This is a genomic window from Methylomonas montana, assembly GCF_030490285.1.
Taxonomy (GTDB): Bacteria; Pseudomonadota; Gammaproteobacteria; order Methylococcales; family Methylomonadaceae; genus Methylomonas; species Methylomonas montana.
Genome location: NZ_CP129884.1, coordinates 4,405,135 through 4,428,964, shown reverse-complemented (window position 1 = coordinate 4,428,964; position 23,830 = coordinate 4,405,135). Strand labels below are relative to the sequence as shown.

At 54.8% G+C, this 23,830-nt stretch carries 26 protein-coding genes; 19 read left to right on the top strand and 7 right to left on the bottom strand.

What is annotated here, in order from left to right; genetic code table 11:
- Positions 1-63: 63 nt before the first annotated feature.
- Positions 64-192 (bottom strand): hypothetical protein, encoded by a 129-nt coding sequence (locus QZJ86_RS20490; RefSeq protein ID WP_255189959.1) that lies wholly within the window; start codon positions 190-192, stop codon positions 64-66.
- 220 nt (positions 193-412) lie between these two features.
- Between QZJ86_RS20490 and QZJ86_RS20485 the strand changes: the two genes are divergently transcribed.
- Entirely contained in the window at positions 413-832 is a 420-nt protein-coding gene (locus QZJ86_RS20485) for a hypothetical protein (RefSeq protein WP_301935436.1), read from the top strand.
- Between the two features lie 63 nt (positions 833-895).
- Here the strand turns inward: QZJ86_RS20485 and QZJ86_RS20480 are convergent, their stop codons facing one another.
- The gene (locus QZJ86_RS20480) at positions 896-1,087 is read right to left on the bottom strand and encodes a DUF2970 domain-containing protein (protein WP_301935435.1); all 192 of its coding nucleotides are present in this window, start codon (positions 1,085-1,087) and stop codon (positions 896-898) included.
- Between the two features lie 75 nt (positions 1,088-1,162).
- Between QZJ86_RS20480 and metH the strand changes: the two genes are divergently transcribed.
- Genes metH through QZJ86_RS20465 form a run of 3 tightly spaced genes read left to right on the top strand, consistent with a single transcriptional unit; the run spans position 1,163 to position 5,578 of the window.
- On the top strand, positions 1,163-4,837 hold the full coding sequence (gene metH, locus QZJ86_RS20475; protein WP_301935434.1) for a methionine synthase: 3,675 nt from the start codon (positions 1,163-1,165) through the stop codon (positions 4,835-4,837).
- A 7-nt stretch (positions 4,838-4,844) separates the two neighbouring features.
- On the top strand, positions 4,845-5,345 hold the full coding sequence (locus QZJ86_RS20470) for a TIGR00645 family protein (protein ID WP_301935433.1): 501 nt from the start codon (positions 4,845-4,847) through the stop codon (positions 5,343-5,345).
- The gene (locus QZJ86_RS20465) at positions 5,345-5,578 is read left to right on the top strand and encodes a glutaredoxin family protein (protein ID WP_301935432.1); all 234 of its coding nucleotides are present in this window, start codon (positions 5,345-5,347) and stop codon (positions 5,576-5,578) included. Before QZJ86_RS20470 ends, QZJ86_RS20465 begins: the two co-directional genes overlap by 1 nt.
- Here QZJ86_RS20465 and rsmI read toward each other — a convergent pair.
- Positions 5,575-6,426, bottom strand: coding sequence for a 16S rRNA (cytidine(1402)-2'-O)-methyltransferase (gene rsmI, locus QZJ86_RS20460; RefSeq protein WP_301935431.1), 852 nt, complete (start codon positions 6,424-6,426; stop codon positions 5,575-5,577). The genes QZJ86_RS20465 and rsmI overlap by 4 nt on opposite strands.
- 20 nt (positions 6,427-6,446) lie before the next feature.
- Between rsmI and QZJ86_RS20455 the strand changes: the two genes are divergently transcribed.
- The 3 genes from QZJ86_RS20455 to QZJ86_RS20445 are packed head-to-tail and all read left to right on the top strand — an operon-like array spanning position 6,447 to position 9,230.
- Positions 6,447-8,267 carry a penicillin-binding protein activator gene (locus tag QZJ86_RS20455; protein WP_301935430.1) on the top strand — a complete coding sequence of 607 codons (1,821 nt, stop codon included), beginning with the start codon at positions 6,447-6,449 and terminating at the stop codon, positions 8,265-8,267.
- Between the two features lies 1 nt (position 8,268).
- Positions 8,269-8,637: a YraN family protein gene (locus tag QZJ86_RS20450; RefSeq protein WP_301935429.1), complete on the top strand. Its 369-nt coding sequence runs from the start codon at positions 8,269-8,271 to the stop codon at positions 8,635-8,637.
- Positions 8,638-8,642: 5 nt separating this feature from the next.
- Entirely contained in the window at positions 8,643-9,230 is a 588-nt protein-coding gene (locus QZJ86_RS20445) for a phosphoheptose isomerase (protein WP_301935428.1), read from the top strand.
- Between the two features lie 101 nt (positions 9,231-9,331).
- Here the strand turns inward: QZJ86_RS20445 and QZJ86_RS20440 are convergent, their stop codons facing one another.
- From QZJ86_RS20440 to QZJ86_RS20430, 3 genes are all read right to left on the bottom strand, one after another.
- Positions 9,332-9,811, bottom strand: a complete 480-nt coding sequence (locus QZJ86_RS20440; protein WP_301935427.1) for a L,D-transpeptidase family protein — start codon at positions 9,809-9,811, stop codon at positions 9,332-9,334.
- 114 nt (positions 9,812-9,925) lie between these two features.
- A complete protein-coding gene (locus QZJ86_RS20435) occupies positions 9,926-10,231 on the bottom strand; it encodes a hypothetical protein (protein ID WP_301935426.1) in 306 nt (101 codons plus the stop codon).
- A 3-nt stretch (positions 10,232-10,234) separates the two neighbouring features.
- The gene (locus QZJ86_RS20430; RefSeq protein ID WP_301935425.1) at positions 10,235-10,765 is read right to left on the bottom strand and encodes a DUF2778 domain-containing protein; all 531 of its coding nucleotides are present in this window, start codon (positions 10,763-10,765) and stop codon (positions 10,235-10,237) included.
- Positions 10,766-11,014: 249 nt separating this feature from the next.
- On the opposite strand from QZJ86_RS20430, the gene QZJ86_RS20425 reads away from it, so the two are divergent.
- The 9 genes from QZJ86_RS20425 to QZJ86_RS20385 all read left to right on the top strand — a co-directional run bounded on the left by QZJ86_RS20425 (position 11,015) and on the right by QZJ86_RS20385 (position 21,017).
- A complete protein-coding gene (locus QZJ86_RS20425; RefSeq protein ID WP_301935424.1) occupies positions 11,015-11,389 on the top strand; it encodes an ArsR/SmtB family transcription factor in 375 nt (124 codons plus the stop codon).
- The gene (locus QZJ86_RS20420; RefSeq protein ID WP_301935423.1) at positions 11,386-11,865 is read left to right on the top strand and encodes an arsenate reductase ArsC; all 480 of its coding nucleotides are present in this window, start codon (positions 11,386-11,388) and stop codon (positions 11,863-11,865) included. The genes QZJ86_RS20425 and QZJ86_RS20420 overlap by 4 nt, the downstream gene beginning before the upstream one ends.
- A 19-nt stretch (positions 11,866-11,884) precedes the next feature.
- Positions 11,885-12,241: an arsenite efflux transporter metallochaperone ArsD gene (gene arsD / locus QZJ86_RS20415; protein WP_301935422.1), complete on the top strand. Its 357-nt coding sequence runs from the start codon at positions 11,885-11,887 to the stop codon at positions 12,239-12,241.
- A 7-nt stretch (positions 12,242-12,248) separates the two neighbouring features.
- The gene (arsA, locus tag QZJ86_RS20410; protein ID WP_301935421.1) at positions 12,249-14,027 is read left to right on the top strand and encodes an arsenical pump-driving ATPase; all 1,779 of its coding nucleotides are present in this window, start codon (positions 12,249-12,251) and stop codon (positions 14,025-14,027) included.
- Positions 13,966-14,481: an ArsI/CadI family heavy metal resistance metalloenzyme gene (locus tag QZJ86_RS20405; RefSeq protein WP_455429802.1), complete on the top strand. Its 516-nt coding sequence runs from the start codon at positions 13,966-13,968 to the stop codon at positions 14,479-14,481. Before arsA ends, QZJ86_RS20405 begins: the two co-directional genes overlap by 62 nt.
- Positions 14,482-14,511: 30 nt before the next feature.
- Entirely contained in the window at positions 14,512-15,567 is a 1,056-nt protein-coding gene (gene arsB / locus QZJ86_RS20400) for an ACR3 family arsenite efflux transporter (RefSeq protein ID WP_301935419.1), read from the top strand.
- Positions 15,568-15,743: 176 nt separating this feature from the next.
- Positions 15,744-17,744: a TonB-dependent receptor plug domain-containing protein gene (locus tag QZJ86_RS20395; protein ID WP_301935418.1), complete on the top strand. Its 2,001-nt coding sequence runs from the start codon at positions 15,744-15,746 to the stop codon at positions 17,742-17,744.
- Between the two features lie 58 nt (positions 17,745-17,802).
- On the top strand, positions 17,803-18,885 hold the full coding sequence (locus QZJ86_RS20390; protein WP_301935417.1) for an ABC transporter substrate-binding protein: 1,083 nt from the start codon (positions 17,803-17,805) through the stop codon (positions 18,883-18,885).
- Entirely contained in the window at positions 18,882-21,017 is a 2,136-nt protein-coding gene (locus tag QZJ86_RS20385; protein WP_301935416.1) for a putative bifunctional diguanylate cyclase/phosphodiesterase, read from the top strand. Before QZJ86_RS20390 ends, QZJ86_RS20385 begins: the two co-directional genes overlap by 4 nt.
- 54 nt (positions 21,018-21,071) lie before the next feature.
- Here the strand turns inward: QZJ86_RS20385 and QZJ86_RS20380 are convergent, their stop codons facing one another.
- On the bottom strand, positions 21,072-21,638 hold the full coding sequence (locus tag QZJ86_RS20380; RefSeq protein ID WP_301935415.1) for a YceI family protein: 567 nt from the start codon (positions 21,636-21,638) through the stop codon (positions 21,072-21,074).
- A 107-nt stretch (positions 21,639-21,745) separates the two neighbouring features.
- Here QZJ86_RS20380 and QZJ86_RS20375 point away from each other — a divergent pair, with 107 nt between their 5' ends.
- From QZJ86_RS20375 to QZJ86_RS20365, 3 genes are read left to right on the top strand one after another with little or no spacing between them, the layout of a single operon-like run.
- Positions 21,746-22,090, top strand: coding sequence for a DUF2069 domain-containing protein (locus QZJ86_RS20375; protein ID WP_301935414.1), 345 nt, complete (start codon positions 21,746-21,748; stop codon positions 22,088-22,090).
- Between the two features lie 11 nt (positions 22,091-22,101).
- Entirely contained in the window at positions 22,102-22,794 is a 693-nt protein-coding gene (hda, locus tag QZJ86_RS20370; RefSeq protein WP_301935413.1) for a DnaA regulatory inactivator Hda, read from the top strand.
- Complete coding sequence (locus QZJ86_RS20365) at positions 22,791-23,729, top strand: ketopantoate reductase family protein (protein WP_301935412.1); 939 nt, start codon at positions 22,791-22,793, stop codon at positions 23,727-23,729. Before hda ends, QZJ86_RS20365 begins: the two co-directional genes overlap by 4 nt.
- The last annotated feature ends 101 nt before the right edge of the window (positions 23,730-23,830 follow it).

Genomic DNA, 23,830 nt, shown 5'->3' with positions numbered 1-23,830 from the left:
GCGGCTACGGGATCTATCCGTAGCCGCTTTTTCCAGAAAAGCTTTGTAAGCGGGGGGTATAGCTTATTCTTCGTCTTTAGGCTCAGCAAAAACCCATTTTACGAAGAAGTAACCTGCAGCGATGATTACTACCGCTCCAATCATGCCCGACGGTTCTTTCAACATTTCTGTTAAATCTAAGATTGCTCCCATGGGTGCCTCCTACCTTTAGTTAGTTGTTATAAAATGTGCCATTTCGTTGGCGGTCGAAGTTCATATGTTACTTTAGCCACCTTCAAAGTCAAGCAATTCATGGCTAAACGATAAACATCGCACCGCAATTGCCATCTTGGTGGAATGTGAGTAGTATGCCATTTCAACCTGAATTTTTAGAACAATAAAAAATAGTTAAACAGCTACAAGGGGAATAGATATGATCGGTGGCGTAGTAATGATTTTGACGGCAATCTGGGTTTATCAAACCCTGATCAAAGCCAAGAAAGGTAATGTTTTGTTGTGGGTTGCGGGCTGCGCGATAGTATTTCTGGTGATTCAGGTACTGTTCTACAACATCAACATCATGATTATTGATGGTATAGACGGCAAAGACGTTGGCGGCGAGTATGATCGCGACCTGACCAGTGTCGGCGACAGAAAAACTCAGGAAGGCGCGGGCGGCTGGTTTATGCCGGTTTTCTTCGAATTGTTGCCGCCTTTCGCGGGCGTCTTCGCTGTTGCGTTGATTCGGACCCAGTTCATTCTGAAAGAAGCGCTGACACCGGCCAATCTGTTCAGCGGCATTAAAGAGATGTTCTCCAGCATTGTTAACAGCTTCAAAACTTCCAGCAACTAAACGTTCGGCAAATCTAAAGCCCAAGCCAATGTTTGGGCTTTAGGTCTTGCCGAGGCGTTTTGCTCAACCCCCGGTAACAGCCGATACGATACTGACTATCGTAAATATAAATAACGCGACCGCAACCAATCCCACGGCAATATAGGCAGGCAACGAGCCATGCTTGAAATCCTCTTCCCGGTTTTTATTGCTTTGCACGCCAATCGCGGCGGCAAAGACGCTTTTTACCACATGCAACAGACTGGGTTTAGACATGTTTTCCTCAAAATTTGGTTTGATAATAATGCGGCCTAGCTAGCCGTAAATTCACCCTTTCGACTATCAGGCAGCATGAACAGCACACAACGATTACACCAGTTACTATCGCAGCGAATCTTGTTTCTGGATGGGGCCATGGGCACCATGATACAGAGCTACAAGCTGGGCGAAAAGGATTATCGCGGCGCAAGATTCGCCGACTGGCCTGTGGATCTGAAAGGCAACAACGATTTATTATCGATTACTCAACCGGATGTGATCAAGGCGATTCACCGCGCCTATTTAGATGCCGGCTCCGATATTCTGGAAACCAATACCTTTAATTCCACCCGCATCGCGATGGCCGATTACCGGATGGAAGAGCTAGCTTACGAGATCAATGTCGCCTCGGCGCGGATCGCCAAACAGGCCGCCGAGGAAGTCAGCGCGCTGACGCCAGACAAACCACGCTTCGTCGCCGGCGTATTGGGTCCAACCAATCGCACCTCGTCGATGTCGCCGGACGTCAACGATCCCGGCTTCCGTAACATCTCTTTCGACGACTTGGTCGAAGCCTACAGCGAAGCGACTCAAGGCTTGATCGACGGCGGCGCCGACATCATTCTGATAGAAACGGTATTCGATACCTTGAATGCCAAGGCGGCGATTTTCGCGGTCGAGCAAACCTTCGACAAACTGGGCTACAAACTGCCGGTGATGATCTCCGGCACGATTACCGACGCCTCCGGCCGCACTTTATCCGGCCAGACCGCCGCCGCATTCTGGTATTCTCTGAAACATGTCGAGCCCATTTCGATAGGCTTCAACTGTGCATTGGGCGCCCAGGAACTGCGCCAGTACATCGAAGAACTGTCCAACATCGCCGACACCTATGTATCCGCCCACCCGAACGCCGGCTTGCCCAACGAATTCGGCGAATACGACGAAACGCCGGAACAAATGGCCGCCGAGTTGGCCGACTGGGCTGCCAGCGGTTATTTGAATATCATCGGCGGTTGCTGCGGCACTTCGCCGGACACCATCCGTGCCATCGTCAGCGCCGTTAGCCAACATCCGCCGCGCAAGATTCCGGAACTGGAAAAACGCTGCCATCTGGCCGGCCTGGAACCGATGAGCATCGGCCCGGAAACCTTGTTCGTCAACGTCGGCGAACGTACCAATGTCACCGGCTCGGCGGTCTTCAAAAAAATGATCGTCGAAGAGCGCTACGAAGAAGCCTTGGACGTCGCCAAGCAACAGGTCGAAAACGGCGCGCAGATCATCGACATCAACATGGACGAAGGCATGCTGGATTCGAAAGCGGCGATGGTGCGCTTTCTGAATCTGCTCGCCGCCGAGCCGGACATCGCCAAGGTGCCGATCATGCTCGACTCGTCGAAATGGGAGATTCTGGAAGCCGGTCTGAAATGCATCCAGGGCAAGGGCGTCGTCAACTCGATTTCCATCAAAGAAGGTGAGGAAGCGTTTATCAAGCACGCCAAGCTGGTGCGCCGTTACGGCGCTGCGGTGATCGTGATGGCGTTCGACGAACAAGGTCAGGCCGACACGATGGCGCGCAAGGTGGAAATCTGCGCCCGCGCTTACAAGATTTTGACCGAACAAATCGGCTTCCCGCCGGAAGACATCATCTTCGATCCGAACATTTTTGCGGTCGCCACCGGTATCGAAGAGCACAACAACTATGGCGTCGATTTCATCGAAGCCACCCGCATCATCAAGCAGACATTGCCGCATGCCTTGATTTCCGGCGGCGTCTCCAACGTCTCGTTCTCGTTCCGTGGCAACAACCCGGTACGCGAAGCCATCCATGCGGTATTTTTGTATCACGCGGTGCAGGCCGGCATGGACATGGGCATCGTCAACGCCGGTCAATTGGCGATTTACGCCGATATTCCGGAAGAATTGCGTAACGCTGTCGAAGACGTGATCCTGAACCGCACCCCGGAAGGCACCGAAAAACTGCTGGAAATTGCCGAAAAATATCGCGGTAGCGGCCAGGCAGCCAAGGTGGAAACACTGGAATGGCGGGAATGGCCGGTCACTAAACGCTTGGAATATGCGCTGGTGAAAGGCATCGCCGATTACATCGAAGAAGACACCGAGCTGGCACGGCAGGAAGCCGAGAAACCGTTACACGTCATCGAAGGGCCGTTGATGGACGGCATGAACGTGGTCGGCGATTTGTTCGGCGAAGGCAAGATGTTTTTGCCGCAGGTCGTCAAATCGGCGCGGGTCATGAAAAAAGCCGTGGCTTATCTGATGCCGTTCATGGACGCCGAAGTCGACGGCAGCGAACGCCAAACCAATGGTAAGGTGCTGATGGCCACCGTCAAGGGAGACGTCCATGACATCGGCAAAAACATCGTCGCCGTGGTGCTGCAATGCAACAACTACGAGGTCATCGACCTCGGCGTGATGGTGCCTGCGGAAACGATTTTAAAAACCGCCCGCGAGCAAAAGGTCGATGTGATCGGTCTCAGCGGTTTGATCACGCCGTCGCTGGACGAGATGGTACATGTCGCCAAGGAAATGCAGCGGCAAGGCTTCACGATTCCGTTGATAATCGGCGGCGCCACCACCTCGCGCGCGCATACCGCCGTGAAGATCGAGCCCAATTATCAGGCGGCGCCGACGATTTATGTCACCGACGCCTCGCGCGGCGTCGGCGTAGTTAGCGCCCTGCTCAGCGACGACTTGAAAGCCGATTTCGTCGAGAAAACCCGTGCCGAATATGAACAGGTACGCGAACGCCATAAAGGTCGGCATGCCAAAAATCCGCAACACAATCTTGAAGCGGCGCGGAAAAATAAATTCAATTACGCCGACCACCAGCCGGTTAAACCAAAATTTCTCGGCACCAAAGTCATAGCCAATTTTCCGTTGGAGACGCTGGTTTGGTACATCGACTGGACGCCGTTCTTCCAGACTTGGGAATTGTCCGGCAGCTATCCGGCCATCCTTAGCGACCACGTGGTCGGCACCGAAGCGACCAAGTTGTTCGAAGACGCTCAGGACATGTTGAAACAGCTGGTGCGCGAGGAATGGTTGAGCGCTAAAGCCGTGATCGGTTTCTTTCCCGCCAATAGCGACGGCGACGACATCGTGCTGTATACCGACGACAGCCGCAGCCAACAACGTGAAGTGTTGCATCATTTGCGCCAGCAAAACGTCAAGGCGCCGGGCCGGCCCAATTACTGTCTGTCCGACTTTATCGCGCCTGTGGGCAGTGGCGTCGCCGACTATTTGGGCGGCTTTGCGGTCACGTCCGGTATCGGTATCGAAACCAAGCTGGCGGAATTTGAAAAAGACCACGACGACTATAGTTCGATCATGCTGAAAGCCCTGGCCGACCGTTTGGCCGAAGCGTTCGCCGAATACATGCATCAGGCGGTGCGCCGCGATTATTGGGGCTATGCCGAAGACGAAGAACACGACAACCATGCCTTGATCGAGGAAGCCTATCAAGGCATCCGTCCGGCGCCCGGCTATCCGGCTTGCCCGGACCACACCGAAAAAGCCAAGCTGTTCGAGCTGCTCAACGTCACCGAGCACACCACGATCGAACTGACCGAAAACTTTGCGATGTATCCCACTGCGGCGGTCAGCGGCTGGTACTTCTCGCATCCGCAGTCGCAGTATTTCAATGTCGGCAAGATCGATCAGGATCAGTTAGAGGATTACGCGCGACGCAAGGGGTTGAAGATCGAAGTCGCCGAACGCTGGTTGGCAGCGCATTTACATCATTAAGATCAACATGCAAAAACGCGTCGAATATCTGCTGGAACGTACCATGTACGCCAGTCGCTGGATCATGGCGCCGATTTATCTGGGTATGACCGTGATTTTGATGGTGTTGGCGGTCAAGTTCTTTCAAGAGCTTTATCATTTTGTGCCGCATATCCTCGAGCTGCCTGATACCGACATCATCCTTAAGCTATTGACCTTCATCGATCTGGCCTTGGTCGGCAGCCTGACTGTGATCGTGATGTTCAGCGGCTATGAAAATTTCGTGTCCCGAATGGACATCGAATCGGATACCGAAAAATTGGAATGGCTGGGCACCCACGATTACGGTTCGCTGAAAACCAAGGTCACTTCATCGATCGTCGCCATTTCCTCGATTCATCTACTAAAAATATTCATGAATCTGCATGCTGCCGAAACCGACAAATTGCAATGGTATGTGATCATCCATCTAACCTTGGTGGTATCCGCATTTTTCATGGGCTATCTGGATAAAATTTCCAAACACTGATGGTCGATTTCATCCTGTTCGGCACCGCCGGTTGCCATTTATGCGAGGAAGCCGAGGCTTTGCTGACTGCGGCTGGAATTGGTTTCGACAGCAAAGACATCATCGACGATGAGCAATGCCAACAACAATACGGCTTGCTGATTCCCGTGCTGCTGCATCAGGCTAGCGGGCAGCAGCTCAATTGGCCGTTCGATCGGATACAATTGACTGATTTTGTCCGGCAAACCGGTTAGGCTCGGCCCGCGTCCTGCATCGCCAGCGCTGCCTGATACAACAGCTTCTTGCGTTGGCCGGTAATCTCCACCGCCAAGGCCACGGCGGTTTTGATCGAACATTCCTTTAACAGCAAACTCAAAATGCGTTGTTGCTCCTCGCTCAGATCGTCTTCCTTTGTGTCGATCTCCCGGCCGGCGACGATGACGACGAATTCGCCCTTGCGCATGTTCTCGTCGGTCTGAACTTTCTCCAAGACCTTAGCTAATTGGTCGTTGACGATGGTTTCGTGCAATTTGGTGATTTCCCGGGCGACGACAATTTGATGCTCGGCCGGAAATACCGTCAGCATGTCTTCCAAGGCGGCCTGGATGCGATGGCTGGATTCGTAAAACGCCCAAGTCGAACTGTCAGCCAGCTTGTGTTCGAAAAAACTGCGCCGAGCCGAGCCGGTGCGCGGTAGAAAACCTTCGAAACTGAAACGGCTGGTCGGCAGCCCGGCCACCGATAAGGCGGCGATCAACGCGCAAGCGCCTGGGATGGGGCTAACTTCGATGCCGTGCTGTCTGGCCAGTTTCACCAGCGGCAGGCCGGGATCGCTAATCATCGGCGTGCCAGCGTCGGATACCAGTGCCAGCGACTGGCCGTCGCGGATTTTGTCTACCAGGCCTTGCGAGGCATGGTCTTCGTTGTGCTGATGCAAGGATTGCAGAGGTTTATTGATGCCGTAATGTTGCAACAGCATTCTGACATGGCGGGTATCTTCGGCCGCGATTAAGTCCACCTGCTTCAATATTTCGACCGCCCGGAAGCTGAAATCGGCCAGATTACCTATTGGGGTGGCAACCACGTATAATTTTCCGTACATCTATTTCTCAGGCCCTATCTATGTCTGATCGCAAATTAGCCGCCATTATGCCGCGTCGTGTTTTAAGCTGCTGGTTTTTCGGCTTGCTGTTGTTAGCCGCTTGCAGTAACGAACCCACCAAAAACAAGGCACAGCTGGAAGTACGGCCGCAGGCCGCCGTCCGCAAGCCCAAACCCGTCGAACCGGCGCGCAGCTACCGGATGCCGGATAATCAAAACAGTCTGCATTTGCTGGACGCCGACACTCGGATTCAATCCGGCGACAGCCAAGCCGCGCAAAGAGCGCTGGACAAAATCAACCCCACCGAATTGCCGCCGGAACAATTCAGTAAATTCAAATTAATCGAAGCGCAAATTGCTTTGAGTATCGGCGATGCCGAACAGGCCCTGAAAAAACTGGAAGGTGCCCGTCCTGCCGTGTTGGTCGATGCCGATCAGATCAATTATTACCAGTCGCTGGCCTTCGTCCACGCGCTGCTGGGCGATGTGGTGCCCAGCGTCAGGGCGCGCCTGAAACTCGGCCGCTTGTTGCTCGCGCCGGAACAGCAAAAGCAAAACATCATCGCGATTCTCGACGCGCTTAGCATCTTGCCGCTGGAAAAACTCAGTTCATCCGCGTCTGTCGCCGACGAACTGAGCGGCTGGATGGCCCTGGCTAAAATCCTGAAGCAGAGAGAGTTACCCGGTTTCGATACCGCCGGGCAAATTCAGCAATGGCGGCGGACTTTTCCGGGGCATCCGGCTAATGCCGATTATTTGCAGGCGTATTTGAGCGCACCGCAAGTCGCCCCGCAGCCGGTGCCTGAGATGCCCGCACAAGGTCTGACGCCAACGCCGGGAGCGACTGTCGCGGTATTACTGCCCAGTTCCGGGCCTTACGCCACGGCCGCTAAAGCCATTAAGGACGGTCTACTGGTTGCGCACCGGCTGGCCGCCAGCGCCGCGCCGCAACTGCCTTTGAAGTTTTACGACAGCGAGAAGGCTGATGTCGCCAGCCTCTATCAGCAAGCGCTGGCCGATGGTGCCAAACAGGTGATAGGGCCGCTGGTGAAAGAGCAAATCCAAAGCCTGGCGCAAACCAGCGAATTAACGGTGCCGGTGTTGGCCTTGAATCATGTCGAAAACCTCAGTAAAGCCAATCTGTATCAATTTGGCTTGAGTCCGATCGACGATGCCGAACAATTGGTGCTGAAAGCCAGACGCGACGGCTACCAAAACGCCGTGCTGCTGACGCCGGACAGCACCCAGGGCACGCGAATTCGTCATTATCTGATGTCTGCCTGGCAGGCGGGTGGCGGCGCGGTAATCGGCATGGAGAGCTACGATCCGAAACAACACGATTTCGCGGCCATCATGAAAAGCTTGCTCGGTGCCAGCGTTAGCGTCAATGGCCAGAAACAGGCGTTGGCCTTGTTCGTCAGCGCCACGCCGGAATTGGCTCGGGAGCTGGCACCGCAGTTGAAATACCAGCAAAGCAATGCGTTGGGGGTGTATGCAATGCCCAACATCTACAGCGGCCGGCAAAATCCGGTGCGGGATACCGAACTGGGTAAGGTTCAGTTCTGCGATATTCCCTGGCTATTCGCCGACGCCTATAGCGGCCCGCTCAGCCAACAAGCCGTGCAACATACGTGGCAAGGCCTGAGCGACAGTCAGGTTAAACTGGTGGCCTTGGGTATAGACGCCTACAACTTGATGGGGCAACTGGGCCAATTGGCGAACGCGCCTTACGCCGGCGCCACCGGCCGTTTGTCGCTAAGCGGCGAGAACCGTGTCGCTCGCAAACTGGTCTGCGCCGAGTTCAAAGCCGGTGTGCCGGTATCGTCGGGTTTTGTCGAATAAGATGTTGTTTGGTAAAGCCAAGCCGGTCCATCTGCAAAAAGGCGATAGCGCCGAGCAGCAGGCCTTGACCTATTTACAGCAGCAGGGCTTGACGCTGGTGTGCAGCAATTTCCGCTGCAAAATGGGCGAGCTGGATTTGGTGATGAAGGATGGTACGGCGCTGGTCATCGTCGAGGTGCGCTTTCGCCAATCGGAGCAATTCGGCGGCGCGTTGGCTAGCATTACCCGGCAAAAACAGGCGCGCATCGTCGCCGCCACCCAACACTATGTCATAATCAACAAGCTGAGCAACGCCTCGATTCGTTTCGACGTGGTCGCCGTGTCGGGCGACAACCGCCTCAACTGGATTAAAAACGCTTTTCAAACCTGAGTATTATGAGTTTACAAGACCGCATCATCGCCCACTTTTCCGACAGCATCCAAACCAAGCAGGATGCGATGGCCAGCCTTTGCGAGCTGATTGAGTTTGCCTCGCAAAAAATTGTCGAGGCTCTGGTGAACGACAAAAAAGTACTGACCTGCGGCAACGGCGGTTCGGCGGGCGATGCCCAGCATTTTTCTTCGGAAATGCTGAATCGTTTCGAGCGCGAACGCCCGGCTTTGCCGGCGATTGCGTTGAGCACCGATACCTCGACCATCACCTCCATCGCCAACGACTACCATTACGACGAAATCTTCGCCAAGCAATTACGCGCCTTGGGTCAGGCCGGCGACATCTTGTTGGTCTACACCAGCAGCGGCAATTCCGGCAATATCATCAAGGCCGTAAAAGTGGCGCACGACCGCGACATGACGGTGATCGCGCTGAGCGGCAAGGATGGCGGCGTATTGGCCGGCGTATTGAACGAAGCCGACATCGAAATTCGTGTACCGTCCTTTTCCACCGCCCGCATCCAGGAAGTGCATCTATTGATCTCGCATTGTTTGTGCGATTTGATCGATCACCAGTTGTTTGGGGGGTAAGCGCGGCTAGGGGCGGCCAAATCCTACTAGTGAACAGGCCGGCTGAGTGCCTTGTTATATGCCATGAAGTTGGTTAAAAACTCGTAGTTTTTTAACAGCTTCTAAGGTTTGATTTCAATCTTGGCGCCGACATTAACCGATTGCCAAACTTTTTCCATATTGTCATTGGAGAGTGCTACACAACCCCTAGTCCAGTTGAAGTGCTGAACTAAGAAAGACGCCCAGCCGAAACCATTTTTCTGCCCATGGATCATGATATCGCCACCTGCAGAAACGCCTTTAACCCTAGCTTGGTCGATGTCTTTTGAGTTTGGATAGGAAATATGTAGCGCTTTGAAGTACGACGAGTTTTCGTTTCTCGCGTCTATTGTGTAAGCACCCTCCGGAGTACGGTTGTCACCCTGTTTTTCCTTGTGTCCAATCGGGTTACGGCCAAACGCCACAGGATAAGCGGCGAAAACTCGACCTTGTTTTTGCAAGTACAACACTTTTTCGGATTTACTAATCGTAATTAGGTCTGCAAACTCGGCGTGAGACAGCACTGGAATTGCAATAAGGAATATGGCTGTGGTCTTTTTCATGATGCAAACGCGGAATGCAAGTGGTGTGCCCTCGAAAACATTAAAGACGAGACATTTAATCAGCAACAGGCTAATCACCGCAAAGCAAAAAGCCCCCATCCACAAAGGCGCGGGTTATCGTCGATGGAAAAAAATGTGCCGAAGCAACAAGCTTCCTCCCAGCACGAGCATTACGGATACCGCGAAACAGGCGGCCAGCCACACTGCAAGTTCGGCATTTGCCGTGGTCTCGGCGCCTTCGAGTCTTAAAAACGCATAGAACGTATTCCAGGCGCTATTTGGTATGACGCGGAGTATGCGATTACCGATTTCGGTCGCATAAAGGGCACGGGCAAGGAGTAGCGTTCCTGAGACGATGATCGCGAGCTTCAGAATCCAGATGGCCAGCCCGATTGGATGCTTCACTTTGTCGCTACTCACAAATCAGGCAACCCTTGTAGCGCCCGGTCCGCTTGGGCGGTAGCGCTGGTCGAGCGTGTCGGTCAAATAGCCGACATCGACGGTTCCGTAGGTCCGGGTCTTGGTATGAGGAATATGCATGGTAGGCTGCGCCAGCAAATAAGTGCGCAGGGCATCGAACTCGCCATGGTATTCGATAGTGATGCAACCGAGGCTGATGCCGCGCGGTCCCTTTGGATGAAGTCGAAATTCACCACGTCGGACGCCTTCCACAAAGGTCGAGTCGTCGATCGTCCCGTCATCACGCCACAGCGCAAACCAAATATCACGGTCGGTGATCCAGTCCAAAATTGGTCCCAGCCTCCCGCCACTTTGACGATCAACGATATGGTAGCGTCCAGGCGGAATGGAGCCATCATTTGGGACATTGCCAGATGTGGGATTGTTTCGATGCGGTCCATTTCCTGAAAAGGCCGTGCAATGCACGCCATCATAGGTAAATTGGGTAAACAACTGACTATTCAAACGGAACATACAACTCGCAATGTGAGGCATGATTCTCTCCATATTTCAACTGATTACGCAAGCTAGCCTGTCCGAAAGAAATGCCACAAAATCTGGGCGGAAGCGGCCCGATTATTGCCTTTCGTAATCTCAATACGACGATACGCGGGCTTTCAGTCTAGAGCCTAACGAATAAGTAAAGTTTCCTTATATTATCCCTGATTACTTTAAACAACACACGCTGAGGATCGCCCTGAACTATTTGTTTTGATATTTCAATAATTGTTGTATAGTTGCCCAATGGATACCCAACTTGCCACCACCATCTTCGAATCGCTCGCTTCCGCTGTCAGGCTGGACGTGTACCGGCTGCTGGTTAAAAACGCGCCCGACGGTTTGGTCGCCGGCGAAATTGCCGCGCAACTGGGCTTGCCGCCCACCAATCTGTCTTTTCATCTCAAGGCGATGACCTATTCCGGCTTGATCAACGTCACCGCCGAGGGCCGCTATCAGCGCTATCGAGCTAATCTGCTGTTAATGCACGATCTGATCGCTTATCTGACCGCCGAATGCTGCACCGGCCATCCCGAGCAGTGCTTCGATGCCGATGCGGTAAACGCTTGCTGCGAACCGACACTTTCTCTTTCATCGACTCAAACGGACTCACCATCATGAACGTGCTGTTTCTTTGTACCGGCAATTCCTGCCGATCCATTCTCGGCGAAGCGACTTTCAACCATCTGGCACCGGCCGGCTGGCGGGCCTTGAGCGCCGGCAGCAAGCCCACCGGTCAAGTGCATCCGCGCTCGCTGGCTTTGCTGGAGCGGGAAGGGATTGCCACCGAGGGTTATTACAGCAAGTCCTGGAACGATTTGCCGGTGACGCCGGATATCGTGCTCAGCGTCTGCGGTAATGCCGCCAACGAAACCTGCCCGGCTTATCTGGGGCCGGTATTGCGCAGTCATTGGGGGGTCGACGATCCCGCTCACGTTACCGGTACGGAAGCAGAAATCAATGCCTCGTTCATGGCCGCTTACCGTATCTTGCGCCACCGCATCGAACAATTTTTAGCGTTGCCGCTGGACGAATTAAAAAACCGGCCAGCACAACTGAAAGCCGAGTTGGACAGGATCGGCGTTTTATTGCCTTAAACAGTCAGGAGCTTATGTTATGACCACGATTCAAGTATTCGACCCCGCCTTGTGTTGCAGTACCGGCGTGTGCGGCGTCGATGTCGATCAGCAATTGGTCGGCTTTTCCGCCGATGTCGATTGGGCCAAGCAACACGGTGCACATATCGACCGCTACAACCTGGCTCAGCAACCGCTGGCGTTTGCCGAAAACCAGCTAGCTAAAAGTTTTCTGGAGCGCTCCGGTGCGGAAGGATTGCCTTTGATACTGGTCGATGGCGAAATCGCTTTGGCGGGCCGTTATCCCAGCCGCGCCGAACTGGCCCGTTGGGTGGGGGTCGTCGATGCGGCGGAAAAGCCGCAGTCCGGCTGTTGCAGCGGCAGTAGTTGCTGTTAACCCGCCCATGAAATTCCTCGACCAGCCGCCGCGCTTCCTGTTTTTTACCGGCAAGGGCGGCGTCGGCAAGACTTCAATCGCCTGCGCCACAGCCATACAATTGGCGGATGGCGGGCGCCAGGTGTTGCTGGTCAGTACCGATCCCGCGTCCAATGTCGGTCAGGTGCTTGGCATCACCATCGGTAACCAGGTGACCGCGATTCCGGCCGTGGCTGGCTTGGCGGCATTGGAAATCGACCCGCAAGCGGCCGCGCAAGCCTACCGCGACCGCATCGTCGGCCCGGTGCGGGGGCTATTGCCGGAAGCGGTGGTGAAAGGCATTGAGGAACAACTCTCCGGCGCCTGCACCACCGAAATCGCCGCGTTCGACGAATTCACCGCTTTGCTGACCGATTCGGCATTGACCGCCGGCTACGACCATATCGTCTTCGATACCGCACCCACCGGCCACACCATCCGCTTACTGCAACTACCCGGCGCCTGGAGCGGTTTTCTGGAAGCCGGCAAGGGCGATGCGTCTTGTCTCGGCCCGCTCGCCGGCCTGGAAAAGCAGCGCAGCCAATACAAAACAGCGGTCGATGCGCTGGCCGATCCGGCGCGTAGCCGCTTGATTCTGGTGGCTCGCGCCCAAGCATCCAGCTTGCGGGAAGTGGCGCGTACCCATGAAGAATTGGATGCCATCGGCTTGTCGCGGCAATACTTGCTGGTCAACGGCATTTTGCCGGAAACCGAAACAGCGCAAGACGCGTTGGCGACCGCCATTTATCAACGGGAACAACGGGCGTTGGCGGAAATACCGGCAGCGTTGCGCGCCATGCCCGCCGATTACATCGAATTGAAACCGTTTAATCTGGTCGGTCTGGCTGCGTTGCGGCAATTGCTGACTCGCGCCGAGCCGGTATCGCTGCATAGCGATGCGATGACCAGCGCCATTCAGGCGCCTAACTTGGCAAAACTGGTCGATGAGATTGCCGCCGACGGTCATGGTCTGGTGATGTTGATGGGCAAGGGCGGCGTCGGTAAAACCACGCTGGCCGCCGCCGTGGCGGTGGAACTGGCTCGGCGCGGTCTGCCGGTGCATCTGACGACTTCCGATCCGGCCGCACATTTGAGCGAAACCTTGGATGGTGCGCTGGATAATCTGAACGTCAGCCGCATCGATCCGCAAGCCGAAACCGAGCGCTATCGCCAGCATGTTTTACAAACCAAAGGCGCGCAGTTGGATGCGCAAGGCCGGGCGCTGCTGGAAGAAGATTTGCGCTCGCCTTGTACCGAGGAAATCGCGGTGTTCCAGGCCTTTTCGCACATCATTCGCGAGGCCGGTAAAAAGTTCGTGGTGATGGACACCGCACCAACCGGGCATACCCTGCTGTTGCTGGATGCTACCGGCGCTTACCACCGCGAAGTCAGCCGGCAGATGGCGAGCGGCACGCATTACCTGACGCCGATGATGCAGCTGCAAGACCCCAAGCAAACCAAGGTGCTATTGGTCACGCTGGCGGAAACCACGCCGGTATTGGAGGCGGCCAATCTGCAAGCCGATCTGCGCCGGGCCGGCATTGAGCCTTGGGCTTGGGTGATCAATAACAGCATTGCCGCGACCGCGGTACATTCCCCCTTGCTGCGGCAACGCGCCGCCAACGAATTGCCGGAAATCGAGGCTGTCGCCCAACGGCATGCACAACGTTATGCGCTGGTGCCTTTATTGGCAGAAGAGCCGGTGGGTGTCGCCCGTTTACTGGTATTGGCCGGCGGCCATCGAATCGACGCATCAATATCCCATTAACCTGGCCGGAGCAATCGCCGTGAAACGCTTTCATATTCACATCGCCGTCGACGATCTCGAAAAAAACATCGCTTTCTACAGCGGCTTATTCCAGACCGAGCCGTCGGTGCGCGAGACAGATTACGCCAAGTGGATGCTCGACGATCCGCGCATCAATTTCGCCATCTCCCATCGCGGGCGGAAACCGGGACTGGATCATCTGGGATTGCAAGTGGACTCGGCCGAGGAGCTCGAGTCGGTGCAACAAGGCTTGGCTGCGGCAGCCTTGCCGATCGCGGCCCAAAAACAGGCCGCCTGTTGTTACGCGACGTCCGATAAATACTGGACGGTCGATCCGCAAGGCATAGCCTGGGAAGCGTTTCACTCTTTGAACCGCATTCCGATGTTTGGTGAAGACGATGTGATTCAGCTCGAATCGGTCTCGTCCTGTTGCCAGCCATCGGATAATACCTAAAGGTTCGCCGCCACCTCGCAGGAGACCACCATGACCCCGCCAAATTGTGCAAAAACCGGCCTGTCCTTTCTCGACCGTTATTTGACCTTGTGGATTTTTATCGCGATGGCTGTTGGCGTGGCTATCGGCTTTGCCTGGCCGGCCGCAGTCAATCAAATTAATAGCGCGGTGTCGGTCGGCACCACCAATATCCCGATTGCCATCGGTCTGATCGTGATGATGTACCCGCCGTTGGCGAAGGTGCGTTACGAGGAACTGGGCGATGTGTTCCGCAATTGGCGAATACTGGGGATTTCCTTGTTGCAAAACTGGATCGTCGGCCCGCTGTTGATGTTTGCGCTGGCCATAATTTTCTTGCGCGATTATCCCGAATATATGACCGGCCTGATTCTTATCGGTCTGGCCCGTTGCATCGCGATGGTGATCGTCTGGAACGAACTGGCGCGCGGCGACAACGAATACGCGGCCGGCCTGGTAGCGTTCAACAGCGTGTTTCAGGTGTTGTTTTACAGCGTTTATGCCTGGCTGTTTATCACCGTGCTGCCGCCGCTGTTCGGGATGCCAGGCAGTTTGGTAGACATTACCATAGTCGAGATCGCCAAGAGTGTCTTTATTTATCTGGGTATTCCTTTCATTGCCGGTTTCACCACGCGTTTTGTGTTGGTGCGCGCCAAGGGACAGGACTGGTACGGCCAAAAATTCGTACCGAAGATCAGCCCGCTGACCTTGATCGCCTTGCTGTTTACCATCGTGGTGATGTTCTCGCTGAAAGGCGATTTGATCGTGCAACTGCCCATGGATGTGGTACGGATTGCTATGCCACTGCTGATTTATTTCGTGGTGATGTTTTTGCTGAGTTTTGCGATGGGTAAAGCCATCGGCGCGGATTACGGCAAGACCGTCACGCTGGCGTTCACTGCTGCCAGCAACAACTTCGAACTGGCGATCGCGGTGGCCGTGGCGGTGTTTGGTATCAATAGCGGCGCGGCTTTTGCGGCCGTGATCGGGCCGTTAATCGAGGTACCGGTGATGATAGGGCTGGTGAATGTCGCATTTTGGTTTGGCGGGGGATTGCCAAAACCGTGACCTCTAGCAGATATTTCAATTAAATCCTGGGTGAATTCCCACATAACTTGTCGTCTTGTTTTGAGTTTGCATGGAAACTAGCTAAAGTATCGACGCCAGACCGATTCGGCAACGTCGATACCCCGAAAAGAGGGTAGATTAAAGTCCAACCAGGAATTTTTACCACCTTGCCACTCATGCCAAATTCCCTGTTACTAGTTCGCCCCCGCCTGGTCTTGGCTATCGCCTTGCTAGTATTGCCCGGATTGCCCCATGCCCAGGAAGATGGCGAGCCATCCTTCGAAGCGGCCGATGAACAGGCTTTGTTGTTCGGCGAGTTGCCCTCGGTATTCAGCGCTTCGCGTCACGAACAACCGGTGACCAAGGCACCGGCATCGGTCGACATCATTAGCTCCGAACAAATCAAACGTTACGGTTGGCGTACCATGGCCGCGATACTGGGCAGCCTGCCCGGTTTTCTCAATACTTACGACCGCGCTTATAACCATGTCGGTGTACGCGGCTTTGCGCCACCGGGCGACTACAACACCCGGATATTGGTGATGATAGACGGTCATCGCGTCAATGAAAGTTTGCAGGATTACGCCGGCTTGGGCCGCGATTTTCTGGTGGATGTGGAGAATATCGAGCGGGTGGAAGTGGTGCGCGGACCGGCTTCGTCTCTATACGGCAGTAGCGCGGTATTCGCAGTCGTCAATGTGATCACCCAGCGAGGGCGCGACTTGCAAGGCGCTCGGCTCGGCGCCGAAGTAGCGAGTTTCGACAGCCACCAAGGACAGGTGAGTTACGGACAAAAGTTCAGTAATGGCATGGAAGGTCTGTTGTCGGCCAGCGTTTATCACAGCGACGGTCACCACACGCTAAATTACGGCGATTTGGGTAACGTTAACAATCTGGACGGCGAACAAATCGAACGCCTGTTCGGCAAACTGGCCTGGGGCGATTTCACGCTCAGCGGCGCTTACCTGCAACGCAACAAATACATTCCCGCCGGTAGCGTCGGCGCCGATCTGGGCGTACAAGGCAGCCACTACCACGACCGGCGGGCTTATGCCGATCTGAATTACCGGCACACTTTCGCAGACGATTGGGAGCTGACCGGCCGTCTGTTCTGGGATGGCTATGAATTCGACGACGATCTCAATAGCATGATCTCCGCACAATTACTGACCAACCAAGACTATTGGCAAGGTAATTGGTTCGGCGGCGAGCTGCTTTTGAGCCACACCTTTTTCGAGAGTCATCGGCTAACGCTGGGCAGCGAATATCGGCGCAATTATCACCAGCAAATGCTGAACTACGATATTCAACCCTATCAAAGTTGGGCGGATAATAAGCTGAACAGCAGCATTGCCGGCATTTTCCTGCAAGACGAATGGAGCCTGCTGGACAACCTGAGTTTGCACGCCGGTGTGCGTTATGATCGCTACGATAATTTCGGCGATACCGCTAACCCGAGGCTGGGCCTGATCTATCAACCCTATGCCGACACCACCGTCAAACTGCTTTACGGCACGGCCTTTCGCGCGCCCAACGCTTTCGAAAGCGTTTATACCTGTTGCCAAGGCGCGTGGCTAGGCAACCCGGCCCTGAAGCCGGAGCGGATAGAATCCTATGAAATCGTGCTGGAACAAAAGCTCAACGAGTATATGGATTTACGTCTCAGCCCCTACTATAACCAGCTTAGCGACCTGATCAACCAAGTCAGCGACGGCGGAACGACCCAATTTCGCAATTTGGGAAACGCCGAAGCGCATGGCCTGGAAACCCAGTTGCAGGGCCGTTTTCGCAATTTCGAAGGTCGTTTCAGTTACACCTATCAGCAAACTCGCATCGCTGGCGCCGAGCAGGCTTTGAACTCGCCAACCCATATGTTCAAACTAAATATTAGCGCGCCATTGTGGCAGGATAAATTGTTTGCCAGCGTTGAAACGCAATATGTGACCGCTCGTGCCAGCGTCGGCGGCAGCAGTGCCGACGATTATGTGCTGACCAATCTGGTACTGCTTTCCCGAAAATGGCTACCCGGCGTGGAATTGAGCGGCGGCCTTTATAACCTGTTTGATGAAGGTTACACCGACCCCCGTTTCATTCCACCCAACAGCAGCAAACCTTTGCCAAATTTAGTGCCTCAGGACGGACGCAATTTTCGGGTCCGAGCCAGTCTTGAATTCTGATGAAATGCAAAGTCGCCAAAGCAGTCATCAGGGACTCGCTTGAGCCGAGAGACTGACATTGAATAAATACCGCATATCCATCGCTACGCGAATATCCGGCAGCCGGGGCGGATCGGCTGGGGCTGGCGTGTACGCCAAGGTCCATGCCGGCCGGCCGACGTTGGCGGGCCGGAGAACCGATGCGGTCACGGCTGCAGGTATATGGCAAATGCTTTTTCGGCGCCGGCTGGATTTGATCTGTGCGGTGTTGATCGGTTGCGGTTTTTCCGCTCGAACCTTGGCTGCAACCGATATTCTAGTATTCCAAAGCCACGACAGCCCACCTTATCAACAGACTTTAGACGGATTTAAAGCAGGCTTGGCCGCGCGCGGCGTGGAGGCCGATTATCAAATCCATATTTTGCATAACGACGCGGGGACGGAAGCCTTTTCGCAACCGTTGCAAAATCCGACGCCGAAACTGATCGTCACGCTCGGCACGCCGGCCACTCGGACGGTGCTGGCCAATGAGCGAACCATTCCGGTCGTCGCCGGCTTGGTGCTGGACACCGAGGAATTGCGGAAAAACCAGAATGCCTGCGGGGTGGGCTTGAATTTTCCGGCGGCCTTGCAATGGAATTGGTTTCATCGCTTGCTTCCGGAGGCAAGACAAATTGCGGTGATTTACGATCCTCGGCACGGCAGCGCCTTGTTTCAAGCGCTGCAACAACAAGCGCGCGCCGAAAATGCCACGCTGATCGCGGCGCCGGCCATGGAACCCGAGGATTTGCCGTCTTTGTTACAAAGCCTGCCGCCGCAGCTGGATGCGATATGGGCGGCGGACGGCACCGCGCCATTCAATTCGGCGGCGGTGCGGGAGTTATTGTTGTATTCCTTTCGTAATCGCACGCCGCTGATCGGCCTGTCGGCACAGTGGGTTAAGGCCGGCGCGTTTTATGCGTTGGACTGGGATTATGCCGATTTGGGCGATCAAGTCGCGGAATTGGCGTCGAACGTGCTGCGCAAAGGCATGTCGCCCGCCGCGCTGACGCCGCAGGAACCGCGCAAGGTGAGGGCCGTCATTAACAGTAAAACCGCCGAACACATGAAGTTACCGCTCTCCGAGCGCTGGTTGCCGGAAATCGCCGAGGTATTTCAATGAAGAGAGTGCTTAATGCCTTACCGATGGCTGCCCGCTTCAATCTGCTGAATACGGCCTTGGTGTTGGTGACGGCGTTGAGCGTGGGATTCATCGTTTCTTACGTGCAATTGGCGCGGCAGTTCGAGGCCCGCCATGAACAAAGCCTGGTGCTGGCCAGCTTACTGGCGGAAACTAGCGAGTATGCGGTTTACACGCGTCAGGGTGGCGTGTTGGACCGCCAGTTGGCGCGCATGCGCGACGTGCCGGGCCTTGCCTATGTGGAGATACTGGACGAACGCGACCGGCAATTGGCGCAAATGAAAGTGTTGGATGTGCCGCTCACCTCGCCGCCGATCCAGGCTCAAGGCCCCCTGACCCTTTGGCAGTGGTGGACCGAGGCCGGGCCGCAAGCTCTGGTGGAAATCGTGCACCCTATTACCAGCAGCGGTTTTCAGGAGGAAGGTGCGCTGTTTTTGGATGTGTCCGCCGATCCTAAAATCATCGGCCAGGTGCGCTTGGCGATGAGCCTGACTTATTTCGAGGAAATCGTCCGGCATTCCTTGTGGTTGGGGGTGGCGGTCGCACTGGCTATTTTGATCATCGGCCTCGGCGTTTCGCTGGCCATGACCGCCCGCATCACATTGCCGCTCAAGAAATTGGCGTTGGCCGCGCATGGCGTGATTCAAGGGCAGGTCGAGCCGGTCAACTTAAAGAGCGGCGGTCCGGAAATGCGCGAACTGGGACAAGCCTTTAACTTGATGACGACCTGGCTGGGCGACTATCGGCTCAAGGTCGAGAGTTATCAGGCCATGCTCGAGCATCAGGCGTATTACGACGAGTTGACCGGCCTGGCCAATCGCACGTTGTTGAAGGATCATCTGCGCCTGACTTTGACGCAAACCGCTCGCCGGCAATGTAGCGCGGCGCTGTTATTCCTCGATCTCGATCGCTTTAAATACGTCAACGACACGTTGGGGCATTCCTTTGGCGATCAATTGCTACAGGAAGTCGCGCAACGCTTGCATCATCAGATCAGGGCGTGCGACACGGTAGCCCGGATGGGCGGCGACGAGTTTGTGATGATACTCAACGATTTGAGCGGCGACCGCGATCAGGCCGAGCACGATGCCGGCCAGGTGGCCGAACAAATTGGCCAGGTGCTGAGCCGGCCGTTCGAAATCAGGGGCCACGAGATCAGCACCAGCTTTAGCATCGGTATCGCGCTGTGCCCTCACGACGCCGACGATAGCGAAGCACTGATCCGCAACGCTGATTGCGCGATGTACGAAGCCAAGACTCGAGGCCGCAACACCCACCGCTTCTACAAACCCTCGTTGCAGCAGCGCGGCGCCCGGTTGCTGACATTGGAAACCGGTCTGAAACGCGCCTTGGAGCAAAACGAATTGGTGTTGCATTTTCAACCCAAATACGATTGCCGCAGCGGCCGGCTGGTCGGCGCCGAGGCTTTGCTGCGCTGGCATTTCAAGGACATGTGGATATCGCCGATCGAATTTATCCCGTTGGCGGAAGAGACCGGTTTGATTCTACCCATCGGCGAATGGGTGCTGGAAACCGCGTTGCAGTGTTTGAACGAATGGCGGCAAACCGGTGTCGTCGATGCCGATTTCCATGTCGGCATCAATGTGGCGCCGCCACAGTTTTGGCATCCGGATTTTGCCCGGCGCACCTTGGAGACCGTTGCCAGGCTGCTGCCAAATGCGCCGGGTGCATTGGAGTTGGAGCTGACCGAAAGCTGTTTGTTGCGGCCCAACGAGGATATTCAGCGCACCTTCGCTACCTTAAGCCAGGCCGGAGTCCGTTTCGCTATCGACGATTTCGGTACCGGTTATTCCAGTCTCAGCTACTTGAAACAATTTCCGCTGGATGTGTTGAAGATCGATCAATCTTTCGTGCGCGATTGTATCGACGACCCTAGCGATGCCACCATCATCCGCGCGATCATCGCGATGGCGCGCGGCTTGGGATTGGAAGTGATCGCCGAGGGCGTGGAAACCCAGGAACAAGCGGCGTTTCTGAAAGAAGCGGGTTGCCATCTGCTGCAAGGCTATCTGCTCGCTAAGCCGATGCCGGCCACGGATTTCGCCGATTTTTGCAACAACTTCCAACATCACTCGATTCCCTGGAAGCGCTAATCCGTGGCTTGGTTGGTCAGCGCTATTCAACTAGCGGGGCCGCCGGGCATGAAATCAGTCCTTGGTCGCCTCGACTTGAATTAATACCTTGACCTCGTCGGCAACCGCCGGCGTATATTTGTCGATGCCAAAATCGGAGCGTTTGATGCTGGCCGTGGCATCGGCGCCGCAGGTGTATTTCAAGCGGATGACATTCATCCCGCAATAAAAGTGTTCGACGTTGAGGTGTACGGGTTTGCCGATGCCGTGCAAGGTCAAAGTGCCGTCGGCGCCGACCAGCTTATCGCCTTGAAAACTGAGTTTGTCGGACTTGAAAGTCATCGTCGGATATTGGCTGCTATCGAAAAATTCCTTGCCGCGCAAATGCTCTTCCAGCTCCGTCAAGCCGGTACTGATCGAAGCGGTATTGACGCTGATGGCTATGCTGCCTTTAGCTGCCGCCGCATCCAATGTCACCTTGCCGCTGGTTTCATTAAAGCGGCCGCGTTGCGTGGAAAATCCCAGGTGGCCGATTTCAAAGCTGGGAAAGGTGTGGTGACTATCGATAGTGTAACTGTCGGCGGCCAATGCGCTAAAGCTCGCCAGGCTGGCGGCAGTTAAAGTACTCAGCTTTCTGATCATGATGATCTCCTGTATCGGGTAAAAATCGGGCAGCACTGCATTATTGCAGAGACTTTGTGATAATAGATTAGGTTTCAATTCTTTCACTCTGGCCATTAGCCGCTCTCATGCAACGAATCCACTACTATTACGCGGCCCTGTTCGGCTTTTTCGGCCTGTTTATATTATTGATGGCCTGGCACACGCTGTTGTCGCCATCGAGCAAACTGCCCACGGCATTGCTGCTGCTAATCTCGGTCGGGCCTTTATTGTTGCCGTTTAAAGGCTTGTTGAATCGGAATCTGAAAAGCTGCACCTGGATGAGTTATTTGAGCCTGCCTTATTTTGCCCATGGCGTCGCCGAAGCCTATGTCAATCAAAGCGAGCGGCCTTATGCGTTGCTGGAAGTGCTGTTCAGCCTGCTGCTGTGTTTCGGCGCCGGATTGTATGTTTATAAGGCTGAAAAGGCCTGAGCGTTAGCGGCATGCAAGTCCCCTTACAGTTCGAGTTTCAGAGCGATCAGACCTTTGCCAGCTTTTTTCCCGGCAATAACGCCGAGATCGTTGCTCAGTTACAGGCATTGGCCACGAATGGTGGCGAACAGCAGATTTTTGTCTGGGGCGACGCCGGCAGCGGCAAGAGTCATTTGCTCCAGGCTTGTTGCCAGCAGGCCAAGCTGGCAGGTAAAGATCCCTTTTATTTGGCGTTTAACGCGAACAATTTGCCCGCTCCAGGTTTATTGGAAGGTCTGGAAGACGTCGAACTGGTTTGTTTCGATGATATTCAACTGATCGCCGGCCACCTCGACTGGGAACACGCGCTGTTCGCTTTTTATAATACGCATAGACAGAACAATCATAAATTGCTGCTGGCCGCCGATTGCCCACCGAAGTTTTTAGGGTTCGATTTGCCCGATCTGAAAACCCGGATGGCTTGGGGGTTGACCTTAAAAATTCAGCCCTTGCGCGACGATCAGTTGATCGAGGCGCTGACCTATAAAGCCCGTTTCCTAGGTTTCGATATTTCGCCGCAAGTCGGCCGCTTTTTGCTGAATCACTATGTCCACGATTTGTCGGCATTATGGTTGTTGCTTGAAAAAATCGACCGTGCCACGCTGGCCGCGCAGCGTAAGCTGACCGTGCCGTTCTTAAAACAGATTTTGGCTGACGAAACATGAGCGACAAGGTTCTGGTGGTTGGGGCCGGTGCGATCGGCGGATTTTACGGGGCATTGTTGGCTAGGGCCGGCGCCGAGGTGGCGGTGGTGTGTCGCTCGGATTACCAGGTGGTCAAACGGCAAGGGTATCGAATCGAAAGCCATGCTTTGGGCAATTGGCAATTCATGCCCGGCCAGGTGTTGCGGGATGTCCGCGAATACCAAGACCAAGCCGATTATTTGCTGTTGTGCACCAAGCTGACGGCCGACATTGATCGGGTTGGGCTAATCCGCGCCGCTGCTTCGAAAAATACCGCGATTGTGTTCATCCAGAACGGCGTCGAGATCGAACCAGAGCTGCAACAAGCTTTTCCCGATAATCTGTTGATCAGCGGCTTGGCGTTTATCTGTTGCAACCGGGTGGCGCCAGGCGTGATTGATCATTTGGCTTACGGCAAATTGGTGCTCGGCAATCTAGCGGACCGGGACGAGCCGGAAACGCCGCATTTGCGCGACTTATTCCAAAAAGCCGGGATCGAATGCGAGATCGGCGCCGACATTGTCACTAGCCGCTGGCAAAAATGCGTCTGGAATGCGCCGTTCAATCCGCTGTCGGTGCTGTCCGGCGGCTTGGCGACTCAGGCGATCTTGCAGAATCAGGAAAATTTTGTTCGCCGTGTGATGCAAGAAGTCTGTAGTATTGCCGCAGCTTGCGGGCATGCCTTGCCGGCTGGTATCGTCGAAGCCAATATTGCCCTGACAGGCGATATGCCACCTTACAAAACCAGCATGCTACTGGATTTCGAACGCGGACACACGATGGAAACCGAAGCTATTCTCGGCAACGCGGTGCGCGCCGCGCAACGGCAAGGTGTAGACTGTCCCTGCCTGCAATCGCTTTACGCATTGATGCAACTCAGGGAGTTGCAAATCCGTTCCATTAGCCCGCTTAAATAAATCACACAATTGACATTCTGTTTTTTTTGATTTTTCGGTTAGAATGTGAAGATTTTCATTGACCTTGTCTTTGAAGAAGCCGTGTGAATTTCGCCTCAGAC